The 21,466-nt window shown below is 68.3% G+C and carries 20 protein-coding genes; 8 read left to right on the forward strand and 12 right to left on the reverse strand.

Features of this window, described 5'->3' with window-relative positions:
• Positions 1–4: 4 nt before the first annotated feature.
• Positions 5–982: a magnesium/cobalt transporter CorA gene (corA, locus tag DTA15_RS00535; RefSeq protein WP_006475972.1), complete on the reverse strand. Its 978-nt coding sequence runs from the start codon at positions 980–982 to the stop codon at positions 5–7.
• Between the two features lie 110 nt (positions 983–1,092).
• Here corA and cydX point away from each other — a divergent pair, with 110 nt between their 5' ends.
• Complete coding sequence (gene cydX, locus DTA15_RS39515) at positions 1,093–1,329, forward strand: cytochrome bd-I oxidase subunit CydX (RefSeq protein ID WP_500976567.1); 237 nt, start codon at positions 1,093–1,095, stop codon at positions 1,327–1,329.
• Positions 1,326–1,943 (forward strand): P-loop nucleotide/nucleoside kinase family protein, encoded by a 618-nt coding sequence (locus tag DTA15_RS00545; protein ID WP_006481525.1) that lies wholly within the window; start codon positions 1,326–1,328, stop codon positions 1,941–1,943. Before cydX ends, DTA15_RS00545 begins: the two co-directional genes overlap by 4 nt.
• Before the next feature lie 117 nt (positions 1,944–2,060).
• Here DTA15_RS00545 and DTA15_RS00550 read toward each other — a convergent pair whose 3' ends face one another.
• On the reverse strand, positions 2,061–3,161 hold the full coding sequence (locus DTA15_RS00550; protein ID WP_006481527.1) for a saccharopine dehydrogenase family protein: 1,101 nt from the start codon (positions 3,159–3,161) through the stop codon (positions 2,061–2,063).
• A 497-nt stretch (positions 3,162–3,658) separates the two neighbouring features.
• Entirely contained in the window at positions 3,659–4,123 is a 465-nt protein-coding gene (locus DTA15_RS00555; protein WP_006481526.1) for an Lrp/AsnC family transcriptional regulator, read from the reverse strand.
• Between the two features lie 250 nt (positions 4,124–4,373).
• On the opposite strand from DTA15_RS00555, the gene DTA15_RS00560 reads away from it, so the two are divergent.
• Positions 4,374–4,937 (forward strand): Spy/CpxP family protein refolding chaperone, encoded by a 564-nt coding sequence (locus DTA15_RS00560; protein ID WP_006493179.1) that lies wholly within the window; start codon positions 4,374–4,376, stop codon positions 4,935–4,937.
• Positions 4,938–5,072: 135 nt separating this feature from the next.
• A complete protein-coding gene (locus DTA15_RS00565; RefSeq protein WP_006491182.1) occupies positions 5,073–5,504 on the forward strand; it encodes a PGDYG domain-containing protein in 432 nt (143 codons plus the stop codon).
• 33 nt (positions 5,505–5,537) lie between these two features.
• Here DTA15_RS00565 and DTA15_RS00570 read toward each other — a convergent pair whose 3' ends face one another.
• The 8 genes from DTA15_RS00570 to DTA15_RS00605 form a co-directional block, all read right to left on the reverse strand.
• Positions 5,538–5,900 (reverse strand): DUF3022 domain-containing protein, encoded by a 363-nt coding sequence (locus DTA15_RS00570; protein WP_006491177.1) that lies wholly within the window; start codon positions 5,898–5,900, stop codon positions 5,538–5,540.
• A gap of 13 nt (positions 5,901–5,913) precedes the next feature.
• Positions 5,914–6,702, reverse strand: coding sequence for a YhfC family intramembrane metalloprotease (locus DTA15_RS00575; protein ID WP_006491183.1), 789 nt, complete (start codon positions 6,700–6,702; stop codon positions 5,914–5,916).
• Between the two features lie 55 nt (positions 6,703–6,757).
• Positions 6,758–7,801 carry a LacI family DNA-binding transcriptional regulator gene (locus DTA15_RS00580; RefSeq protein ID WP_006491185.1) on the reverse strand — a complete coding sequence of 348 codons (1,044 nt, stop codon included), beginning with the start codon at positions 7,799–7,801 and terminating at the stop codon, positions 6,758–6,760.
• Positions 7,802–8,133: 332 nt separating this feature from the next.
• Positions 8,134–9,099 (reverse strand): bifunctional glyoxylate/hydroxypyruvate reductase B, encoded by a 966-nt coding sequence (locus DTA15_RS00585; RefSeq protein ID WP_006491176.1) that lies wholly within the window; start codon positions 9,097–9,099, stop codon positions 8,134–8,136.
• Between the two features lie 4 nt (positions 9,100–9,103).
• Positions 9,104–10,384, reverse strand: coding sequence for an MFS transporter (locus DTA15_RS00590; RefSeq protein WP_006493476.1), 1,281 nt, complete (start codon positions 10,382–10,384; stop codon positions 9,104–9,106).
• A 115-nt stretch (positions 10,385–10,499) separates the two neighbouring features.
• Positions 10,500–11,492 (reverse strand): sugar kinase, encoded by a 993-nt coding sequence (locus DTA15_RS00595; RefSeq protein ID WP_006491178.1) that lies wholly within the window; start codon positions 11,490–11,492, stop codon positions 10,500–10,502.
• Between the two features lie 28 nt (positions 11,493–11,520).
• Entirely contained in the window at positions 11,521–12,285 is a 765-nt protein-coding gene (locus tag DTA15_RS00600; RefSeq protein ID WP_006491175.1) for a sugar phosphate isomerase/epimerase family protein, read from the reverse strand.
• Between the two features lie 161 nt (positions 12,286–12,446).
• The gene (locus tag DTA15_RS00605; RefSeq protein WP_006491186.1) at positions 12,447–13,340 is read right to left on the reverse strand and encodes a LysR family transcriptional regulator; all 894 of its coding nucleotides are present in this window, start codon (positions 13,338–13,340) and stop codon (positions 12,447–12,449) included.
• 112 nt (positions 13,341–13,452) lie between these two features.
• Here DTA15_RS00605 and DTA15_RS00610 point away from each other — a divergent pair, with 112 nt between their 5' ends.
• Both DTA15_RS00610 and DTA15_RS00620 read left to right on the forward strand, forming a co-directional pair.
• Positions 13,453–14,529 carry a YeiH family protein gene (locus tag DTA15_RS00610; protein WP_012492639.1) on the forward strand — a complete coding sequence of 359 codons (1,077 nt, stop codon included), beginning with the start codon at positions 13,453–13,455 and terminating at the stop codon, positions 14,527–14,529.
• 103 nt (positions 14,530–14,632) lie between these two features.
• The gene (locus tag DTA15_RS00620) at positions 14,633–16,366 is read left to right on the forward strand and encodes a ClcB-like voltage-gated chloride channel protein (protein WP_006491181.1); all 1,734 of its coding nucleotides are present in this window, start codon (positions 14,633–14,635) and stop codon (positions 16,364–16,366) included.
• A 36-nt stretch (positions 16,367–16,402) separates the two neighbouring features.
• On the opposite strand, the gene DTA15_RS00625 is transcribed toward DTA15_RS00620, so the two are convergent.
• On the reverse strand, positions 16,403–17,023 hold the full coding sequence (locus DTA15_RS00625) for a TetR/AcrR family transcriptional regulator (protein ID WP_006491184.1): 621 nt from the start codon (positions 17,021–17,023) through the stop codon (positions 16,403–16,405).
• Between the two features lie 189 nt (positions 17,024–17,212).
• On the opposite strand from DTA15_RS00625, the gene DTA15_RS00630 reads away from it, so the two are divergent.
• Positions 17,213–18,322 (forward strand): efflux RND transporter periplasmic adaptor subunit, encoded by a 1,110-nt coding sequence (locus tag DTA15_RS00630; protein WP_006493475.1) that lies wholly within the window; start codon positions 17,213–17,215, stop codon positions 18,320–18,322.
• Positions 18,319–21,465, forward strand: a complete 3,147-nt coding sequence (locus tag DTA15_RS00635) for an efflux RND transporter permease subunit (protein ID WP_006489712.1) — start codon at positions 18,319–18,321, stop codon at positions 21,463–21,465. Before DTA15_RS00630 ends, DTA15_RS00635 begins: the two co-directional genes overlap by 4 nt.
• The last annotated feature ends 1 nt before the right edge of the window (position 21,466 follow it).

Genomic DNA, 21,466 nt, shown 5'->3' on the forward strand with positions numbered 1-21,466 from the left:
CGGACTACAGCCACCCCGCCCGCTTGAAACGCCACCACAGCGCGAGGTCGGCGATGGCCATCACCGCGATGCAGCCGTAGAACCCGTATTTCAGGTGCAGCTCGGGCATGTTCGCGAAGTTCATCCCGTAGATGCCGGCGATCATCGTCGGTATCGCGAACAGCGCGGCGAACGAGCCAAGCCGCTTGGTCACCTCGTTCTCCGCGAGCGAAATCATCCCGAGGTTGACCTGGATCGCCGTGACGACCATCTCGCGACGCCCTTCGATCGTCTTCACGATCCGCTGCAGATGGTCGTACACGTCGCGGAAGTAAGCCGCCATCCCGCTGCAGACCTGCGGCACGCGCCCGCCGGTGAGCTTCGCGAGCGGCTCCATCAGCGGCGCCGTGTGCTGGTACAGCAGCACGAGCCGGCGCTTCAGCGAATAGAGATCCTCGATGATCGCGCGCGACGACGCCGGCGTCGCCTTCGCGAAGATGCGGTCCTCGAGTTCCTCGAGTTCCGCTCCGAGCGTTTCGAGGATCGGGAAATACCGGTCGACGACCTGGTCCATCAACGCGTAGAACACGAACGCCGAACCCTCCCGCAACAAGTGCGGCTCGCGCTCGCAACGCTTGCGCACGTCGCGGAAATCGTGCTCGGTATGGTTGCGGATCGACAGCACGTAATTCGGGCCGACGAATACGTTCAATTCGCCGACCTTGAATTCGTCGTCCTCGTCGAGTTCGACCGTGTGAAGCACCGCGAACAGCGAATCGCCGTATTCCTCGATCTTCGGCCGCTGATGGCCCTTGCGGGCATCCTCGAGCGCCAGTTCGTGCAAGCCGAACTCCTCGCCCATCAGGTCGATTTCCTCGGGCGTCGGGTCCTTCAGCGCGACCCACACGAAGCATTCGGGCTTCGACACGTAATCGCTGATGGCGTCGATGTCGATATCGGCCAGCTTGCGGCCGTCCTGGTAAGCAGCACAGTTGATCAGCATGGTATTCGTGACGTTGCGGTTTGCGCATCAGTTTACCGGTTTGCTGCACGAACGGCCCGGCTTGCGCGGCACGCCGATATTGGTCATGATCGGGCTGCGTGCGCCGCAGCATGCGCGTCGACGCGCTTCCACAGGCCCGCCGGGCCTGCGTTGCGCGATGCACAACGGCCGTGCGGCCCAATCGTCAAGGAGACAGACCTATGTGGTATTTCTCGTGGATACTCGGCATCGGCGTGGCGCTCGGCTTCGGCATCATCAACGCGATGTGGCTGGAAGCGGAAGTATTCTCGCGCGGCGACAAGCGCAGCGATACGTCGGGCCAGCGGTCGGGGAGCCGGTATTCGTGACGCATCTGGTGTTTTTCTGCGGTCACGCCGGCACCGGCAAGACCACGCTCGCGAAGCGGCTCATCGGGCCGCTGATGCGCGCGACCGGCGAGGCGTTCTGCCTGCTCGACAAGGACACGCTGTACGGCCGCTACAGCGCGGCCGCGATGGGCGCGCTCACGGACGATCCGAACGATCGCGACAGCCCGCTCTATTTGAAACATCTTCGCGATCCCGAATACCAGGGGCTGCTCGACACGGCGCGCGAAAATCTCTCGCTCGGCATCGGCGCGATCGTCGTCGGCCCGCTGTCGCGTGAAGTGCGCGACCGGCGCATCCTGGATCGCGCGTGGCTCGGCATCGCACCGGACGTCACGCTGACGGTCGTCTGGGTCCATACGTCGGAAGACGTCGCGCACCAGCGGATCGTCGCGCGCGCCAATCCGAACGATGCGTACAAGCTCGCGCACTGGGACGAATACCGGCAGCGCCGCTTCGTGCCGACCGGCCACGAATGCGACGGCATCGTGATGTTCGACAACACCGCGCCGTCGGACGCGGACGTCGACGCACTGCTGTACCGCATCGTGCCGCCGCCGCAACCGGCGACGATCGTCCCGCCGCTGCCGGCCTGATCGCGCCGCCCGGCACCCTTTCCCTTCCCGCAAAAAACAACGCCGGAAGCGTTGCTGCGCTCCCGGCGTCGTACGGCCCTCGTGCCAGAGGCTGGCGGAATGGTCTGGCAACCGCGGTCAGGCAACCGCGTGCACGCGCTCCATCGTGCCGCCGTCGTACAGCTTGCCGAAGCGGTTCGACAGGAACGCCTTCAGCGACACCTTCTCTTGCGGGATGAAACCGCTCTGCGGCAGCTTCTTTTCGCGGAACAGATCCAGCACCGCGCACATCGCGCCGGCCGTCGTGATCTGGATCGCGCTCATGTGCATCCCGCACACGTCCTTCGCGAAGATCTTGCGGGTGAACACGTCCTGCACCAGCTGGCCGTCCTTCACGCCCGTCACCGTGACGAACACGAGCACGACGTCCTGCTTGGTCGACGGCACCGCGCGGCGCATGATCGACTTCAGCGTGTCGCGATCGGTCGACAGGCGCAGGTCTTCCAGCAGGAACTGAACGAGCTCGCGGTGACCCGGGTAGCGCACCGACTTGTAGTCGAGCGTCTCGACCTTGCCCGACAGCGTTTCGCACAGCGTGCCGAGGCCGCCCGACGTGTTGAACGCTTCGTATTCGGTGCCGTCGAGCGAGAAGTGCTCGAGGCCTTCGAGCGGCTGCACCCACTGCTTGCGGCCGTCGCGGATCGCTTCGCACGGCTGGCAGTACTCGTTGATCAGGCCGTCGACGCTCCACGTCAGGTTGTACTTCAGCGCGTTGGTCGGATACTCGGGCAGCGCGCCGACGCGCATCTTCACGTCGCGCACTTCGCTGAAGCCGTTCACGAGCTCGTGCGCGGCGATGCCGATGAAGCCCGGCGCGAGGCCGCACTGCGGCATGAACGCGCGGTCGGAGCCGTCGGCCAGTTCGCGGATCGCGTGGGTCGCACGCACGTCTTCGGTCAGGTCGAAGTAGTGAACGCCGGCAGCCTTCGCGGCGGCGGCCACGTTGACCGCGAGGTAGTAAGGCAGCGCGTTGACGAGCGCATCGAAGCCCTTCACTGCTTCGCGAATCGCATTCGCGTCGGCCGAATCGACCCGTTGCGTCGCGATGCCTTCGCGCGACAGCTTCGCGAGCGCATCCGCATCGCGGTCGAACGCGACGACTTCGTAGTCGCCCGTTTCGCGCAGCATGTGAGCAATGGTGTGGCCGATCAGACCTGCGCCGACAATGGCGATTTTCATGCGCTTATCTCCTGATGATGGGTTTGATGTTGGTGTACGGCGTCGAGCCATGAACACAGTTTAGGGACGCTCAAAATCAGTTCCAAGACGAAGAATGATGCGAAACGACCGATAGTTTCGACGCTATGACGACATATTTGGTCGAAACGACCAAATCATCTAAAAATCGTGTAGCGACGCGATCGCAAACCGGCCGTTGGCGGTTGCATATTGCAAGGATGAAGACGCGGACACAACGCGTGACATCGGGCGCACGAACGGCCCGTGCGTCCGATGCGGCACGTCGGTCGAAGCGGAATACGAACGGAGATTCGGGAGAGACGCGCGCGATGCGCGAAGGGTCGACCACGGTCGCCCGTGCCGATCATGAAGTACAGCAAAGGCCAATACGCATGCGAGCGGACGGGTACCCGACGTCAAGCCGCGCATCCGTGACGCAACGCGCCCCGCGCGATGCAGGGACTTGCGCCGTCATGCGCGGCGACGCGCGCAACAGGTCAGCCGCCGATCGTCCCGCGATCGATCTTGCGCGACAGGATGATCGACGTCGTCGTGCGCTCGACGCCTTCGAGCGTGCCGATCTGGTCAAGCAGGTCGTTGAGCCGCTCCGGCGAGTCGGCGCGCAGCCACGCAACGTAGTCGTACTCGCCGCTCACCGCGCACAGCAACTGGACTTCCGGCATCCGGTCGAGCTTGCGCAAGACGTCCTTGCCGAACTTCGGCGTGAGGATGATGCCGACGTACGCATAGATGCTCGCGTCGAGCACGTCCTGCCCGAGTCGCACGCTGTATCCGGCGATCACGTTGGTGCGTTCGAGCCGCGCGATGCGTGCGACGACCGTCGTGCGCGCCACGTCGAGCTGGCGTGCGAGATCGGCGACGCTGGCGCGCGCATCGGCTTGCAGCAGCGCGACGAGTTGCCGGTCGAGATCGTCGAGTTGGTCGAGGCGGGGTGGACGCATGACGCTGGGCCGGCACGCGATGCGCCGGCGGAGTGGAAAGTGACGCGATGATAGCGCCGAACGCCGGCGCACCCAACCGGCATCGCCCGGCGGCGAACCTTTCAATTTCGATTCGTATCGGATGTAAGCAAGTGTCGCATTCCCTGCCGCGCTGCATGCAACGTGCTACTAATAGCGGGCGACGCGAGCGGCGCGCTGGCGGCAATGGCCGCCGCGCCCGCTCGCCAGACACCACCTCGGAGAGCCCACCATGAAGAAAATCTCGCTCACCCTCGCTACGCTCGTCGTTGCAGCCAGCGCATTCGCGCAAACCCCGGCGCAGCCGCAAGCGAGCGCCCAGGCGCCGGCCACGACGGCCGCCACGCCCGCCGCGGCGTCGGCCCCGAGTGCCGAGCAGCGCGCGGCACGCCACGAAGCGCGCATCGAGCAGCGCATCAAGTACCTGCACGATCAATTGAAGATCACGTCGGCGCAGGAGCCGCAATGGAAGACGTTCGCCGACACGATGCGCGACAACGGCGCAACGATGGGCCGCCTCTACAGCGAACGGATGGCCAAGCACGACGTGTCCGCGCTCGACGACATGAAACAGTACGCGGAACTGTCGCAGGCGAACGCCGACGGCGCGAAGAAGCTCGCCGACGCGTTCGCGCCGCTCTACGAGAGCTTCCCGGCCGAGCAGAAGGCGCTGGCCGACACGACGTTCCGCAGCTGGCTGCACCACGGCGGCGAGCACCGCGGCAAGGGCAAGACGAAGGGCAAGGAAGGCAAGGCCGCCGCCGCGCCGGCCGCGAGCGCACCCGCGCAGCCCTGACGCCCTCCCCACCGGCGCCGTGCCGGCCCGCCCGGGCCGAACGGCGCCGCGTCGCGATCGGCGACCGGTGCGCCACACGGCGCGCCGAATTCGGGATAAGCTCCCGGCTTTCCCGCTTTCCCGCCCTTCCCCGCCATGCTCGAACTCAAGCAACTCGATCTGCGTACCGATCCGCAGGCCCGTCGCGTCGTCAAGGACGAAACCGTCGCCGTGTCGTTCGCGGACGCCGACGGCGAACTGATGAGCCTCGAAGGCCCGAACCGCTATGTCGCGGGCGACGCGTTGATCACCGGCTCGACCGGCGACCGCTGGGTCGTATCGCGCGCGCGCTTCGACGCCAAATACCTGCCCGCCGATCCGGCGCTCGCGCACGGCACGCCGGGCGCCTATCGCAACCGGCCGGCCGTCGTGCTCGCGCGGCGGATGGACGAACCGTTTACGATCGCCCGCTCGGAAAACGGCGACACGCTGCGCGGCGTCGCCGGCGACTGGGTCATGCAATACGCGCCCGGCGACTACGGCGTCGTGCAGGCGCAGCGCTTCGCGCAGGTCTACCGCGACGCGTAATACACTGCGCCGGCACGAGGCCGGCGCGGTCGCTCACGCAAAGTCTTCGTCGAGTTCGAGTTCCGCGTCGCGCTCGACGGCCTCGCCGGCCGCGTGCCGCTCCTCGAGCGAACCCAGCATCGCTTCCGTATACGCATGCAGCACCGCATGGCTGCGCGCGCGCTGCATCGGCTTGAGCGCCAGGTAGCGCGCGAGCGCGGCCGGCACGATCCGGATGTCGAGCGTCATCCGCTTCGGCGTTGCGCCGAACCGCATCGCCAGCCACTGCACGGACAGGAATCGCCCGCGCGCGTCGCTGTTTTCGACAAAGCGCGTCTGCTCCGGAAAGAGATCGCAGATCACGCGCGCGAGCGCGTCGAATTCCGCGCTCTGGCATTCGATCAGATAGTCGTCCATTGCGTCTTCCCCGTCATGCCGCCGCGCGCGACGGCCGGCACGTCTTCACCAGCACGATCACCAGGATCGCGGCCAGCGCGAAATACGCGGCCTCGACCCACGCGGCCGGCAGCACGCGCACCTGGTACAGCAGCGTCGGCGTCGCCGCGAGCGCATGCAGCACGATCGCAAGCGGCAACACGGCCAGTCGGCCGGCACGCACGCCGCGCCACACCAGCACCGACAACGCCAGTTGCACCGCGAACGCCGCGCAGCGTTCGAGCAGCAACAGCAGGATCGACTGGGCCGACAGCGTCGCGAGCATCATGTGCAGCCGCACCACGGTGTCGACCGGCAGGTCCGACAACTGCGTCTCGAGCTGGCCGCGGCTCGCGAGCCACGCGAGATACGACCACTGGCCCCACACGAGCACGCCGACGAACCACGCTTCGGCGCCGCCATGGCCGATTCCGTAGCCGATCCCGCGGCCATCGCCGGCCGATGCGCCATAGCGACGGTTCAGGACGCGCATCCCGAGATAGCGGCCGACTTCCTCGAATACGGCGGTCGCGAGCGCGCTGTACGCGACGAACGCGAGCGGCTGCGTCAGCCAGCCGTCCTCGGGCGTGCGGCTCAGCACGAGCCCGTGGAACGCGCGCTCGAGAATCATCGCGAACAGCGTGAAGACGGCGACACCGACGATCGTGTCGCGGCGGTTGAGCGCAAGCGGCTTGCGCAGGATGCGGTAGAGGGCGAGCGGCAGCAGCGCGATGATCAGCGTGGCGGCGATCAGCGCCGCCAGCGTGACGGGAGCGACAGTCATGGAGTTCCTTGGTTCGAAGCAGCGCGCCTGAAGCGCCGCGTGCCCCGAATGATACTCAGCTTGCGGTCGACGCGCGTGCAATCAGCTCGCCGGGCAGCATCGCGACGCGCACGTCGCCCGCCGCGCCGTCGATCCGCTCGTGCACGAATTCGACGGCCTTGTAGCCGATTTCGTAGGTCGGCTGACGGATCGTCGTGATGCCGATCAGCTCGGCCCATTCCGGGTCGTCGATCGACAGCAGCGCCGCCTTCTGTTGCCACGCGGCGCCGAAGCGCGCGCGCAGGTGGCGCGCGATCGCCAGCGCGACCGGCGCATTCGCGGCGAACAGCGCCGCGCGCACGCCGCGCCGGGCCGCGTCGTCGACGCGGGCATCGACGTCGGCGAGGGCCGCCGCGGCCGCGTCGGGTTCGTTCAGGTCGAGCACGACCGTCGGCGGCACCGCCAGCCCGCGCGCGGCCAGCGCCGCGCGGAACGCGGCCTCGCGCACGCGCCGCGAGCTGACCTGCTCGAACGGTTGCACGACGAAGTGGATCGCGTCGAAACCGCGCTCGACCAGGTGCGCGAGCGCCGTCTCGATCGCGTCGGTGTTGTCGAGACCGATCAGGTCGGCCTCGAAGCCCTCGACTGTGCGGTCGACGAGCACGGCCGGAATGCCCGCGCCGCGCAGCGGCCGCAGCACGTCTTCCTCGGCGCCGAGCGCGTTGACGATCAGCCCTTCGACGCGGTAAGTCGTGAGCAACTGCAGGAAGCGGCGCTCCATCTCGACTTCGTTCGCCGCGTGACAGATGAGCGGCATGTAGCCGAGCGCATGGCACGCGGCCTCGACGCCCTGCAGCACTTCGACGGTGTAAGGATTGGTCAGGTCGGCCGCGAGCATGCCGAGCAGCCGGTTGCGGCCGCGCTTGAGCCCGCGCGCCATCTGGTTCGGCCGGTAGTTGAGCCGCGCGATGGCCGCCTCGATCCGCTGGCGCAGATCGACGGACAGCACATGCGTCTCGCCGTTCAGGTAGCGCGAAACGCTGGTCTTGCCCGTGCCGGCCTCGCGCGCGACGTCGCTGATCGTCGCCGGACGCGTCGTGGAAGGTTGCGAATCGGTCACTGTCGTGCCTCGCGACGTACGATCCGCGCCGCTTCGTGAGCAGACGGACCTTTGTTGTTGGAAACGTAAGCCAACCGGCGGCCTTCCCTGTCCCGGCGCGTCGGCGCCTGCGCTGGCCCGGTGCTGCGCGGTCGATCAGCGCCCGCCCATCGCGTGCTACAGCAGTCGGCCGCACCGGACCTGGCGCGGATGCCCGCCGCGCGACGCCGCCGGCCGCGTGGCCGGTCGTCGATGCGACGAGAGCGGGCGATCATAACGCAGCCAGCCCTCCGGCACCAAGATCATCGACTCTAACGGCGCCGGCCCCCTGCCGGCCCGTTGCCGGACGCGGTTCAGGCGTGCGCCAGCGCATCCGGATTGACGAGATTCGTGCACAGCGTGCCGGCCAGCGCGCCGACCAGGTTTTCCGCGGCGCAGCGCGCCATCGCATGGCGCGTCTCGTGCGTCGCCGAGCCGATATGCGGCAGCGCGACGACGTTCTTCATCTGCAGCAACGGCGAATCGGCCGGCAGCGGCTCCTTCTCGAACACGTCGAGCCCCGCGGCGCGGATCGTCCCCGCGCGCAGCGCGTCGACCAGCGCGGCTTCGTCGACGACGGGCCCGCGCGATGCGTTGATCAGGATCGCGCTGCGCTTCATCTTCGCGAATTCGGGTGCGCCGATCAGGTGGCGCGTATCGGGCGACAGCGGCACCTGCAGGCACACGAAATCCGACTGCGCGAGCAGCGCGTCGAGCGTCACGCGCCGTGCGCCGTACTGCGTTTCGGCCTCGGCATGCGCGGACCGGTTCGCGTACAGCACCTGCATCCGGAAACCGAGCGCCGCGCGGCGCGCGACCGCGCCGCCGATCCGCCCGAGCCCGACGATGCCGAGCGTCTTGCCCTGCACGTCGGTGCCGTACAGGTCCGGACCGATGCTGCGATGCCAGTTGCCGGCCTTCACCCATTCGGCCAGTTCGACCACGCGCCGCGCGGAGGCCAGGATCAGCGAAAACACCGTATCGGCCGTCGACTCGGTCAGCACGTCGGGCGTATGCGCGAGCACGATGCCGCGCCGCGTGAAATCGGCGACGTCGAAGTTGTCGTAGCCGACCGAGATCGTCGACCACGCCTTCAGCCGCGGCGCCCGATCGAGCATCTGCGGCGTGACCTTCAGGCTCGCGCCGATCGCGCCGTCCGCGTCGCCGAGCGCGGCGGCGAGCGCGTCGGCGCCGTCGGCCTGCGCGACGTCCGCATGCTCGCGCAGGTACGCGAGAACGTCATCGGGCAGCGGCTTGTACGCGACGATACGGGGCTTCATCGTTTCATTTTCCTTGCAGCGGCGCGGCGAGCGGATGCGCATCGCGCGCCTGGGGTTTGACGGACAGCGTGAGGATCACCGCGGCGACGAGCGCGGCGCTCATGAATGCATACGACGCGACGGGCGACCCGGTCGCACCGTTCAGGTAGCCGACGAAGTACGAACCGACGAACGAGCCGAGCGCGCCCATGCTGTTGATCAGCGCCATCGCGCCGCCGGCGACGTTCTTCGGCAGCAGTTCCGGCACGATCGCGAAGAACGGGCCGTACGGCGCATACATCGCGGCGCCCGCGACGACCAGCAGCGCGTACGAAATCCAGAAATGCGACGAACCGAGCGCATACGACGCGGCGAACGCGGCCGCGCCGACCAGCAGGAACGGCCACACGAAACCGCGGCGCGAGCCGACCTTGTCGGACGCCCACGACGCGGCGAGCATCGCGATCGTCGCCGCGAGGTACGGCAGCGCGGACAGCCAGCCGGTCGCGACCATCCCGAGGTCGGAACCGTTCTTCACGATCGACGGCAGCCACAGCACGAAGCCGTACACGCCGATGCTCCAGCAGAAATATTGCGCGCACAGCTTGATCACGGCCGGCGAACGGAACGCCTCGCCATAGTTGCGCACCGGCTTGATCGCCGCCTGCTCGGCCGCGAGCGCGGCGTCGAGGTCGCGCTTTTCCTGCGCGCTGAGCCACGGCGAATCGGCCGGCTTGTCCTGCACGAGGCACCACCAGCACACGGCCCAGATGACGGCCGGCACGCCTTCGGCGATGAACATGTGACGCCAGCCGAACTCGTGCACGAGATAACCCGACACGATCGACATCCACAGCACGGTGACCGGGTTGCCGAGGATCAGGAACGTGTTCGCCCGCGAGCGCTCGTTCTTCGTGAACCAGTTGCTGATGTAGATCAGCATCGCCGGCATCACGGCCGCCTCGACGACGCCGAGCACGAAGCGGATCGCCATCAGCGACGGGATGTTGCTGACCACGCCGGTCAGGGCCGCGCACGCGCCCCACAGCACGAGGCTGACGAACACGAGCTTCTTCACGCTGCGGCGTTCCGCGTAGATCGCGCCGGGAATCTGGAAGAAGAAGTAGCCGAGGAAGAACAGCGCGCCGATCAGCGACGACAGGCCCTTGCTGATCCCGAGATCCTGGTTGATGCCGGCCGCCGCCGCGAACCCGTAGTTCGCGCGGTCGAGGTAAGCGAGGCTGTACGTGATGAAGACGATCGGCATGATCGTCCACCACCGGCGCGCTGCGAGATTGGCTGCCATGAGAGTGTCTCCGTATATGGACCGGAGTGGGCGCACTGGCGCCGGCCCGGCCTCGAACAAAATGACTGTGCGTCGCGCACGAAATGGATCCGCGGATTGTGCCGTGTCCGGCCTCTCATTGCGCGGTGACGGTTTCCTCTAAGCGATCGGCGCGATTGCTGACGTTTTCGAGCCGGTCGAGCGCGTCGCGCGTCGGCAGTCCTTCCGAATCGCCGATCACCTGGATCGCGAGCGCGCCGATCCGGTTGCCCCGCGCGACCGCCTGCTCGATGCCGCGCCCTTCGAGCAGCGCGCTGACCACGCCGACCGCGAAGCCGTCGCCGGCGCCGACCGTATCGACGACCCGCTCGACGCGCTCGCCGGCGACCGTGCCCTCGCGGCCGTCGGCCGTGCGGAAATACGCGCCCTGCTCGCCGAGCTTGATCACGACGCCGCGCGCGCCCTGCGCGAGATAGAAGCCCGCGATGTCGGCCGGCGTGTCGTGCCCGGTGAGTTGCCGCCCTTCGGCGAGGCCCGGCAGCACCCAGTCGGCGAGCGTCGCGAGCGCGTTCAGCGTCTTCGCCATCACGTCGGCGGACGGCCACAACGTCGGGCGCAGGTTCGGGTCGAACGAAATCGTCTTGCCGGCCGCCCGCATCTCGCGCGCGAGCTGGAACGCGAGTTCGCACGAGGTCGCGGAGATCGCCGGCGCGACGCCCGTCAGATGCAGGTGGCGCGCGCCGAGCACGTAGTCGGCCACGTAGTCGTCGCACGACAGGTGGCTCGCCGCCGAGCCCTTGCGGAAGTATTCGACGGTCGGGTCGCTGCCGTCGTCGTTGCGCGACTTCAGCTGGAAACCGGTCGGGTAACGCGGGTCGACGGTCACGCACGACGCGTCGATGCCCTCGCGCGCCAGCGTGTCGAGCACGTAGCGGCCGAACGAATCGCGGCCGACCCGGCTCATCCAGCCGACCCGGAAGCCGAGCCGCGACAGGCCGATCGCGACATTCAGGTCGGCGCCGGCGATCCGCTTCGCGAATTGCCCGGCGTGCGCGAGGTGGCCCGGCTCCGTCGCGACGAACATCGCCATCGCTTCGCCGTAGGTCACGACATCGAGTGCTGCTTTCATGACTGAACTCCTCAGGATCCTGCTGCCGTCACGCGGTCGCGAGCCACGCGACGCGCCGGCAGGCATCGCCGGCCAGGTCGGCCGCGTCGAACGGAAACTCGATGCCGCGCGGCGCATGCTGCGGCAGCGCCGCGAGCACGCCGGTCACGAGCGGATCGTTCGGCGCCGGCGCGGCGGCGAAACGACGCGCGCCCTCGCCTTCGATGGCCTTGCAATGAATGTATTCCACATGCGGCGCGAGCACCTGCGCGCAGTCGAGCGGCGCTTCGCCGCGCCACTGCCAGTTGCCGATGTCGAACGTCATGCCGAGCGCGTCGGGCATGCCGGCGTCGGCCAGCGCGTCGAACAGCCCGCGGAACTGCGCGAACGCGCCGCCGACCTCGAGCTGGCCGTTCTCGACCACCACGCGGGCCCGCGCGCCGCGCGACAGCGCGACGATTTCGGCCGCGTGCGCGTCGCCGGCGAAGCCGCCGAGCTGGAATTTGACGAAGCGCGCGCCGAGCGCGTCGGCTTGCGCGAGCGCGTCGCGCAATGCGTCTGCGTCGAGCGCACCGGTGTCCGTATACAGCGAGTCCGGTGTCGAATAGACCGACCACAGCCCGTGGCCGCTGATCAGCGCGCCGAGCGCGGCCAGCGCGCCGGGCGCCGTGTCGTCGTCCGACGCGAACAGTTCACGCCGCACCTCGAAACCGGTCGCACCGGATGCCGCCACGGTCGCGATGAATGCACTGTGGCTCTCCTGGCGCACCCGGTCCATCCCGAATGCGCTCGCCACGATCACGATGTCTGCCATTTTGCCCTTTTTAAACCGGAATGGAACCGGTTCCATTTGCTTGAGACGGATGGTGCGCTTCGCGTCAGGCCCACGCCATAGAGGAAATCCCTAAGACCGCGCACCGCGCGAATCCGCGCCGCACGGCGCGCAACGCCCGTTCCCGGCGCGGCGTCGGCCGTCTACGCGAGATCCTGCGCGAGACTCATTTCGAGGAATTGCGCGGCGACCCGCGACGGGGCGCCGCCATGCGGCACGAGAATGGAGAAATGCCGCGTGAGCGGCGCGGGCGCGAGCGAGCGCAGCACGAGCGCCGCATCCTGGTGACGCAGCGACATCGCGGACACGAAGCCGACGCCCATCCCCGCGCGCACGGCCTCCTTCACGGCCTCGACCCCGGCGATCTCGAACGCGACGCGCATCGGCGCGCCGCCATGCGCGAACGCGCGCTCGACGAGTTGCCGCACCGCGGAGCCCGCCTCGCGCAGCACGAGCGGATGCGCGGCCAGCGCGTCGAGCGTCACGCCCGCGTCGTAGCCGGACGCCGCGAGCGGATGGCCGGCCGGCACGATCGCGACGATCTCGTCCTCGTGCCACGCGTGCACGGCGGTGCCCGGCGGCAGCGCCTCGCCGGGCGGCCCTTCGATCAGCGCGATGTCAAGCGACGGCAGCGCCGCGACCACGTCGGCCGTATTGCCGCTCATCGTCTGGATCGACACGCGCGGCGCGCGCGGCTGGAACGCCGCGATCAGGTACGGCAGCAGATAGCTCGCGGGCGTCGTGCTCGCGCCGATCCGCAGCGTGCCGGCTTCCAGTCCGCGCACCGCATCGCGAAACGCACGCGCCTGCGCGAACGTGTCGCGCTGCGCCTTCGCGTACTGCGCGAGTTGCTCGCCGACCGGCGTCAGGCGGATGCCGCGGCCGTCGCGCTGGTACAGCGGCTCGCCGAATTCGTCCTGCAGCAGCCGCAACTGGCCCGACACGGCCGGCTGCGACAGGTGCAGCGCCACGGCGGCGTGGCTGATGTTCAGATGCTCGGCGACGGCGGCGAACGTTATCAGTTGATCCGGGGTCATGGGGATAAATTATCGGCTTTCCGGATAGTTTACGTCACAAATCACAATTTTTCATATCGATATAACAAAATTAGGATTGCAGCATCGCAACACGCTCCATCACGGTGCTTCCATGTCCACTGCTCCGACTCCCCATCTCAGCCATGCCGCGCCGTCGATGCGCGGCCAGTTGAACGGCGTGCTGTTCGTCGCGCTGTTCGCCGCCGCCATCACGAGCCTGTCCCAGCTTCCCGCGATCGCGGGACTCGGCCTGTCGCCGCTCATCGTCGGCATCGTCGCCGGTGCGCTGTACGGCAACGGCCTGCGCGACGGCATGCCGGCCAGCTGGGCGGCCGGCGTCAATTTCTCCGCACGCAAGCTGCTGCGCATCGCGGTCGCGTTCTTCGGCTTGCGCGTGAGCCTGCAGGAAATCGCGCAGGTCGGGCTGCCGGGCCTCACGGTCTCGGTGCTGGTCGTCGTCAGCACGCTCGTGATCGGCACCTGGGCCGGCATGAAGCTGATGAAGCTCGACCGCGACGCCGCGCTGCTGACCGCCGCCGGCAGCGCGATCTGCGGCGCGGCCGCCGTGCTCGCGTTCGAGTCGACGCTGCAGTCGAAGCCGCACCAGAGCGCGATGGCCGTAGGCAGCGTCGTGCTGTTCGGCACGCTGTCGATGTTCCTGTATCCGCTCGCCTATCACGCCGGGCTGCTGAACCTCGATCCGGCCGGCCTCGGCCTGTTCTTCGGCGGCACGATCCACGAAGTCGCGCAGGTGGTCGGCGCGGCGAGCGACATCAGCCCGGAGGTCGCGCACGTCGCGACGATCGTGAAGATGACGCGCGTGATGCTGCTGGTCCCGGTGCTGCTCGCGCTCGGCTGGTGGCTCGCCCGCTCGGCCCGCGCGGGTCACGACGCGGCCGGCGGCGCGCAAGGCAAGCGCAAGGTGGCGGTGCCGTGGTTCGCGCTCGGCTTCCTCGGCTTCGTGATCGTCAATTCGCTGAACGTGCTGCCCACGGACGTCACGCATACGCTGAACGTGCTCGACACCTTCGCGCTCACGATGGCCATGACCGCGCTCGGCATCGAGACCCGCGTCGCGCAGATCCGCGCGGCCGGCCCGCGGGCGCTGATGACCGGCCTGATCCTGTACGTGTGGCTGATCGCCGGCGGCTACGGGATCACCTGGGCCGTGCAGCACTGGCTTGGCTGAGCCGCATGTCCGTGACGGTTCGCGCGCCGCGCCCGCCGGGGAGGTCCCGCGGGCGCGGCGCAGTGCTATGCTTCGCGTCGTTTTCCATCGCCCCCTTTCAGCCGTGCTCTCGTTCCTGCTGAAGCTGCGCACTCGCGCCCAAACGCTGTTCCGCCTGTCGGACGCCCATACGATGCTGATCTGGTCGGCCATCGTCGGCGTCGGCGGCGCCTTTGCCACGATGGCGTTCCGCGAAGGCATCGACCTGATGCAGCGCCTGATCTCGGGGCACAGCGGCAGCTTCGTGCAGATGGCGAAGAGCCTGCCGTGGTACGTGCGGTTCTGGATGCCGGCCGCGGGCGGTTTCCTCGCCGGCTGCGTGCTGCTGCTTGCGACGCGCGGCGACAAGCAGGCCGCCAAGACCGACTACATGGAATCGGTCGCGCTCGGCAACGGCGTCGTGCCGGTGCGGCAGAGCCTGTGGCGCAGCGTGTCATCGCTGCTGACGATCGGCAGCGGCGGCTCGATCGGCCGCGAAGGCCCGATGGTGCAGCTCGCGGCGCTCGCCGCGTCGCTCGTCGGCCGCTTCGCGCACTTCGACCCGCCGCGCCTGCGCCTGCTGGTCGCGTGCGGCGCGGCGGCCGGTATCACGTCCGCGTACAACGCGCCGATCGCCGGCGCCTTTTTCGTGTCGGAGATCGTGCTCGGCACGATCGCGATGGAAAGCTTCGGGCCGATGGTGGTCGCGTCGGTCGTCGCGAACATCGTGATGCGCGAATTCGCCGGCTACCGGCCGCCGTACGAAATGCCGGTGTTTCCGGCCGTGACCGGCCCCGAGGTGCTGCTGTTCGTCGTGCTCGGCGCGCTGTGCGGGGTGCTCGCGCCGCAGTTCCTGCACCTGCTCGACGCGTCGAAGACGCAGTTCAAGCGGCTGCCGGTGCCGTTGCCCGTGCGGCTCGCGCTCGGCGGCCTCGTCGTCGGGGTGATCTCGGTGTGGATTCCGGACGTGTGGGGCAACGGCTACAGCGTCGTGAACCACATCCTCCATGCGCCGTGGACCTGGCAAGCGCTCGTCGCGGTCCTCGTGTTCAAGGTGATCGCGACCGCCGCGACCGCCGGCTCGGGCGCGATCGGCGGCGTGTTCACGCCGACGCTGTTCGTCGGCGCCGTGTTCGGCTCGCTATTCGGGCTCGCGATGGACGCGCTGTGGCCCGGCCATACGTCCGCGTATTTCGCGTACGCGATCGTCGGGATGGGCGCGTTCATGGCGGGCGCCACGCAGGCGCCGCTGATGGCGATCCTGATGATCTTCGAGATGACGCTGAGCTATCAGGTCGTGCTGCCGCTGCTGGTGTCGTGCGTGTTCGCGTATTTCGTCGCGCGCGCGACCGGCACGACGTCGATGTACGAAATCACGCAGCACCACTACCAGGACGCGCAGGAGCGACAGCGGCTGCGCACCACGCAGATGCGCGAGCTGATCCAGCCCGCGCAGACGGTCGTGCCGCTCACCGCGAGCGTCGCCGACATGACCCGCGTGTTTCTCGAATATCCGGTGAAGTACCTGTACGTGACCGACGACGCCGGGCGCTTCCGCGGCGCGGTCGCGCTGAAGGACATCACGTCGGACCTGCTCGACAAGCGCGACACGACCGACAAGACGGCCGCGCACTACGCGCACACGCCGTTTCCGCTGCTCACGCCGGACATGCCGCTCGCGACCGCGCTCGAACGCTTCATGGCGTTCCAGGGCGAACGCCTGCCGGTGATCGAAAGCGAAGCCGAGCCGACGCTCGCGGGCGTCGTCTACAAGACGTCGCTGCTCGACGCGTACCGGCGGATGACCGGCGAACGCTGACGCGCGCCGCCAAACCGCCCGCCCCGCCCGCGCCGGTCAGTCCGGCGCACGCCCCAGCACGACCCGTGCGAAGAACCCCGCGAGCACCGATTCGGCCACGTCGGCCGACACGTGCTGCGGATCGGCCGTGTAATACGACTGCACGCCGTCGCACAGGCACATCAACCCGAACGCGAGCGTGTCGGCCGGCAACAGCAGCGGCGTACCCGCGCGCTCGGCGAAGCGCTGGATGAATTCGGCCATCTGCACGCGCTTGCCGTGCAGGAACTGGTTGAAGCGCACGCGGAACTTCGCGTCGCGCGCCGCCTGCAGCTTCGCCTCGCCCCACAGCAGCGAGTACTCGTCGTCGCGAAACAGCGTCCGGTAATACGCGAGCGCCATCGATTCCATCTGCTCGCGCGTGCCGCCGCCTTCGAAAATCACCTCGAAGTCGGCCCGCACCGCCGCGTGATCGCGCTCCAGCAGCTCCAGCAACAAATCGGACTTGCTGCGGAAGTTCGAGTAGAACGCGCCACGCGTATAGCCGGCCGCCGCGGCAATGTCCTCGACGCTCGCGGCCACATAGCCTTTCTTCATAAAGATGCGATGCGCGGCTTTCAGCAGACGTTCGCGCGTCTGGTCCCTGCTCTGCTCACGAGTTAAGCGCTGTGGTTTCATGGCGCGCAGTCTAGCATCCTTTCCCTTTCGGATTCATTTTTGCATTCAGATACAGGTATGTATTAGAATCCGCCACAGTTTCTCAAAATGTTGTCCGTCTGTCCGCGTGCGCCGATGCCGGCGCCGTTCTGGGGCAAGCGCCCGCCGCGCTTGCCGGCCTCGTTCCGCTCCACCTCACCTGGGGGTTTCGTGAATCGCTCCGGTTCCCGCGCCGCGCTGCTGATCGGCGCCGCGCTCGTCCTTGCCGCCTGTCATCCAAAAGAATCCGCGCCGCCCGCCCCGCGCCCCGTCGTCGCGCTGCCCGCGCGGGCCGACACCGCCGCGGCCGCGCGCACGTTGCCCGGCGACATCCAGCCGCGCTACGCGACTCCGCTGTCGTTCCGCATCGCCGGCAAGATCATCGAGCGCCGGGTGCGGCTCGGCGATACGGTGAAAGTCGGCCAGGTCGTCGCGCTGCTCGATCCGTCCGACGTCGAGAAGAACGCCGCGAGTGCGCAGGCGCAACTCGATGCCGCGACGCACAGCCTCGCGTTCGCGAAGCAGCAGCTCGACCGCGATCGCGCGCAAGCCCGCGAAAACCTGATCGCGACCGCGCAGCTCGAACAGACGCAGAACAGCTACACGTCGGCGCTCGCGCAGCGCGACCAGGCGCAGCAGCAGCTCGCGCTCGCGAAGAACCAGCTCCGCTACGCGACGCTCGCCGCCGACCATGCGGGCACCATCACCGCCGAACAGGCCGATACCGGCCAGAACGTGTCGGCGGGCCAGCCGGTCTACCAGCTCGCGTGGTCGGGCGACGTCGATGTGGTCAGCGACGTGCCCGAAGCCGCGCTCGCGTCGCTCGCACCCGGCCACACGGCCAGCGTCACGCTGCCGTCGCTGCCGGGCCGCCAGTTCGCCGCGAAGGTGCGCGAAATCGCGCCGGCCGCCGATCCGCAAAGCCGCACCTACCGCGTGAAGCTCACGCTCGGCACGCCTGATCCGGCGATCCGGCTCGGGATGACCGCGGACGTCGCGTTCGACGGCGCACCGGTCGCCGGCGACGCGCAGCCGATCACGCTGCCCGCGACCGCGCTGTTCCACGACGGCGCGCAACCGGCCGTGTGGGTCGTACGCACGAAGGACGACACGCTCGAGTTGCGCCGCGTCGACGTCGCGCGCTTCAACGAGCGCACCGTTACCGTGTCGCATGGGTTGCAGCCGGGCGAGCGCGTCGTGCTGCAGGGCGTGCATACGGTCAGCGCAGGCGAAAAGGTGCGCGCGATCGCGCCGCTGCATCCGGAGGACTTCGCATCGTGAGCGTCTCCCACGAAGAAGGCCGCTTCAACCTGTCCGCATGGGCGCTGCGCCACCAGGCGCTGGTCGTCTACCTGATCGCGCTCGCGACGCTCGCGGGCATCCTCGCCTATACGCGGCTCGCGCAATCCGAAGACCCGCCGTTCACGTTCCGCGTGATGGTGATCCGGACCTTCTGGCCCGGCGCGAGCGCGCGGCAGGTGCAGGAACAGGTGACCGACCGGATCGGCCGCAAGCTGCAGGAAACGCCGGCCATCGACTTCCTGCGCAGCTATTCGCGTCCCGGCGAATCGCTGATTTTCTTCACGATGAAGGATTCGGCGCCCGTGAAGGACGTGCCCGACACCTGGTACCAGATCCGCAAGAAGGTGGGCGACATCGGCTACACGCTGCCGCCCGGCGTGCAGGGCCCGTTCTTCAACGACGAATTCGGCGACGTCTACACCAACATCTGGACGCTCGAGGGCGACGGCTTCACGCCCGCGCAACTGCACGACTACGCGGACCAGTTGCGCACCGTGCTGCTGCGCGTGCCGGGCGTCGGCAAGGTCGACTATTTCGGCGACCCCGACCAGCGGATCTTCATCGAGGTCAACAACGCGCAGCTCACGCGCCTCGGCATCTCGCCGCAGCAGCTCGGGCAGGCGATCAACGCGCAGAACGACATCTCGTCGACCGGCGTGCTGACGACCGCCGACGATCGCGTGTTCGTGCGGCCGAGCGGCCAGTTCGACAACGTCGCCGCGATCGCCGACACGCTGATCCGCATCAACGGCCGCACGTTCCGGCTCGGCGATCTCGCGACCGTGAAACGCGGCTACGACGATCCGCAGGTTACACAGATGCGAACGAACGGCCATGCCGTGCTCGGCATCGGCGTGACGATGCAGCCGGGCGGCGACGTGATCCGGCTCGGCAAGGCGCTCGACGCCGAATCGAAGGACTTGCAGGCGCAACTGCCGGCCGGCCTGAAGCTGACGCTGGTGTCGAGCATGCCGCACGCGGTCGCGCATTCGGTCGACGACTTCCTCGAAGCCGTCGCCGAAGCGGTCGCGATCGTGCTGGTGGTGAGCCTCGTGTCGCTCGGGCTGCGTACCGGGATGGTCGTCGTGATCTCGATTCCGGTCGTGCTCGCGGTCACCGCGCTGTTCATGTACCTGTTCGACATCGGGTTGCACAAGGTGTCGCTCGGCACGCTCGTGCTGGCGCTCGGACTGCTCGTCGACGACGCGATCATCGCGGTCGAGATGATGGCCGTGAAGCTCGAACAGGGCTACAGCCGCGCGCGCGCCGCCGCGTTCGCGTACACCAGCACCGCGTTCCCGATGCTGACGGGCACGCTCGTCACGGTGTCGGGCTTCCTGCCGATCGCGCTCGCGAAATCGAGCACCGGCGAATACACGCGCTCGATCTTCGAGGTGTCGGCGATCGCGCTGATCGCATCGTGGTTCGCGGCCGTCGTGCTGATCCCGCTGCTGGGCTATCACATGCTGCCCGAGCGCAAGCGCCACGCGCACGAGGCGCACCTGCCCGACGATCACGAGCACGACATCTACGACACCCGCTTCTACCGGCGGCTGCGCGGCTGGATCGACTGGTGCATCGAGCGGCGCTTCGTCGTGCTGCTGATCACGGGCGCGCTGTTCGTCGCCGCGCTGATGGGCTTCTCGCTGGTGCCGCAGCAGTTCTTCCCGAGCTCCGACCGGCCCGAGCTGCTGGTCGACCTGCGGCTGCCCGAAGGTGCGTCGTTCGCGGCGACGCTGCGCGAGACGGAGCGCCTGGAAAAAGTGATCGACAAGCGTCCCGAGATCGACCATGCGGTGAACTTCGTCGGCAGCGGCGCGCCGCGCTTCTACCTGCCGCTCGACCAGCAGTTGCAACTGCCGAACTTCGCGCAGTTCGTGATCACCGCGAAATCGGTCGAGGATCGCGAGAAGCTCGCGACCTGGCTCGAAACCACGCTGCGCGACACGTTCCCGGCCGTGCGCTGGCGCCTGTCGCGGCTCGAGAACGGCCCGCCGGTCGGCTATCCGGTGCAGTTCCGCGTGAGCGGCGACAGCATCGCGACGGTCCGCTCGATCGCCGAGAAGGTCGCGGCGACGATGCGCGGCGATGCGCGCACGGTCAACGTGCAGTTCGACTGGGACGAACCGGCCGAACGCTCGGTGCGCTTCGCGCTCGACCAGAAGAAGGCGCGCGAGCTGAACGTCACGTCGCAGGACGTGTCGAGCTTCCTCGCGATGACGCTGTCCGGCACGACGGTCACGCAGTATCGCGAGCGCGACAAGCTGATCGCCGTCGACCTGCGCGCGCCGCGGGCCGACCGCGTCGATCCGGCGAAACTCGCGGGCCTCGCGCTGCCGACGCCGAACGGCCCCGTGCCGCTCGGCTCCCTCGGCCGCTTCACGCCGACGCTCGAATACGGCGTCGTGTGGGAGCGCGACCGCCAGCCGACCATCACCGTGCAGTCGGACGTGCGCGCCGGCGCGCAGGGCATCGACGTCACGCATGCGGTCGACGCGAAGCTGAATGCGCTGCGCGCGCAGCTGCCGGTCGGCTATCAGATCAACATCGGCGGCTCGGTCGAGGAAAGCGCGAAGGCGCAGAAGTCGATCAACGCGCAGATGCCGCTGATGGCGATCGCCGTGTTCACGCTGCTGATGATCCAGCTGCAGAGCTTCTCGCGCGTGCTGATGGTCGTGCTGACCGCGCCGCTCGGGCTGATCGGCGTGGTCGCGACGCTGCTGCTGTTCGGCCAGCCGTTCGGCTTCGTCGCGATGCTCGGCGTGATCGCGATGTTCGGGATCATCATGCGCAACTCGGTGATCCTGGTCGACCAGATCGAGCAGGACATCGCGGTCGGCCACGGTCGCGTCGACGCGATCATCGGCGCGACCGTGCGGCGCTTCCGGCCGATCACGCTCACGGCCGCGGCCGCGGTGCTCGCGCTGATCCCGCTGCTGCGCTCGAACTTCTTCGGGCCGATGGCGACCGCGCTGATGGGCGGCATCACGAGCGCGACCGTGCTGACACTGTTCTACCTGCCTGCGCTGTACGCGACGTGGTTCCGCGTGAAGCGCGACGAACGCGACCCGCAGGACGGCCCGCCGCCAGGCGGCACGCCTGCCGCGCCGTCGGGAGCCTGAC

Origin of the sequence: Burkholderia cenocepacia, from assembly GCF_900446215.1 — a bacterium.
Classification (GTDB): Bacteria; Pseudomonadota; Gammaproteobacteria; order Burkholderiales; family Burkholderiaceae; genus Burkholderia; species Burkholderia cenocepacia.

Coding starts and splice junctions, on each gene's coding strand:
- corA (WP_006475972.1), bottom strand. CDS start 982: ATGCTGATCAACTGTGCTGCTTACCAGGACGGCCGCAAGCTGGCCGAT.
- cydX (WP_500976567.1), top strand. CDS start 1,093: ATGCGCGTCGACGCGCTTCCACAGGCCCGCCGGGCCTGCGTTGCGCGA.
- DTA15_RS00550 (WP_006481527.1), bottom strand. CDS start 3,161: ATGAAAATCGCCATTGTCGGCGCAGGTCTGATCGGCCACACCATTGCT.
- DTA15_RS00555 (WP_006481526.1), bottom strand. CDS start 4,123: ATGCGTCCACCCCGCCTCGACCAACTCGACGATCTCGACCGGCAACTC.
- DTA15_RS00560 (WP_006493179.1), top strand. CDS start 4,374: ATGAAGAAAATCTCGCTCACCCTCGCTACGCTCGTCGTTGCAGCCAGC.
- DTA15_RS00565 (WP_006491182.1), top strand. CDS start 5,073: ATGCTCGAACTCAAGCAACTCGATCTGCGTACCGATCCGCAGGCCCGT.
- DTA15_RS00570 (WP_006491177.1), bottom strand. CDS start 5,900: ATGGACGACTATCTGATCGAATGCCAGAGCGCGGAATTCGACGCGCTC.
- DTA15_RS00575 (WP_006491183.1), bottom strand. CDS start 6,702: ATGACTGTCGCTCCCGTCACGCTGGCGGCGCTGATCGCCGCCACGCTG.
- DTA15_RS00585 (WP_006491176.1), bottom strand. CDS start 9,099: ATGAAGCCCCGTATCGTCGCGTACAAGCCGCTGCCCGATGACGTTCTC.
- DTA15_RS00590 (WP_006493476.1), bottom strand. CDS start 10,384: ATGGCAGCCAATCTCGCAGCGCGCCGGTGGTGGACGATCATGCCGATC.
- DTA15_RS00595 (WP_006491178.1), bottom strand. CDS start 11,492: ATGAAAGCAGCACTCGATGTCGTGACCTACGGCGAAGCGATGGCGATG.
- DTA15_RS00600 (WP_006491175.1), bottom strand. CDS start 12,285: ATGGCAGACATCGTGATCGTGGCGAGCGCATTCGGGATGGACCGGGTG.
- DTA15_RS00605 (WP_006491186.1), bottom strand. CDS start 13,340: ATGACCCCGGATCAACTGATAACGTTCGCCGCCGTCGCCGAGCATCTG.
- DTA15_RS00610 (WP_012492639.1), top strand. CDS start 13,453: ATGTCCACTGCTCCGACTCCCCATCTCAGCCATGCCGCGCCGTCGATG.
- DTA15_RS00625 (WP_006491184.1), bottom strand. CDS start 17,023: ATGAAACCACAGCGCTTAACTCGTGAGCAGAGCAGGGACCAGACGCGC.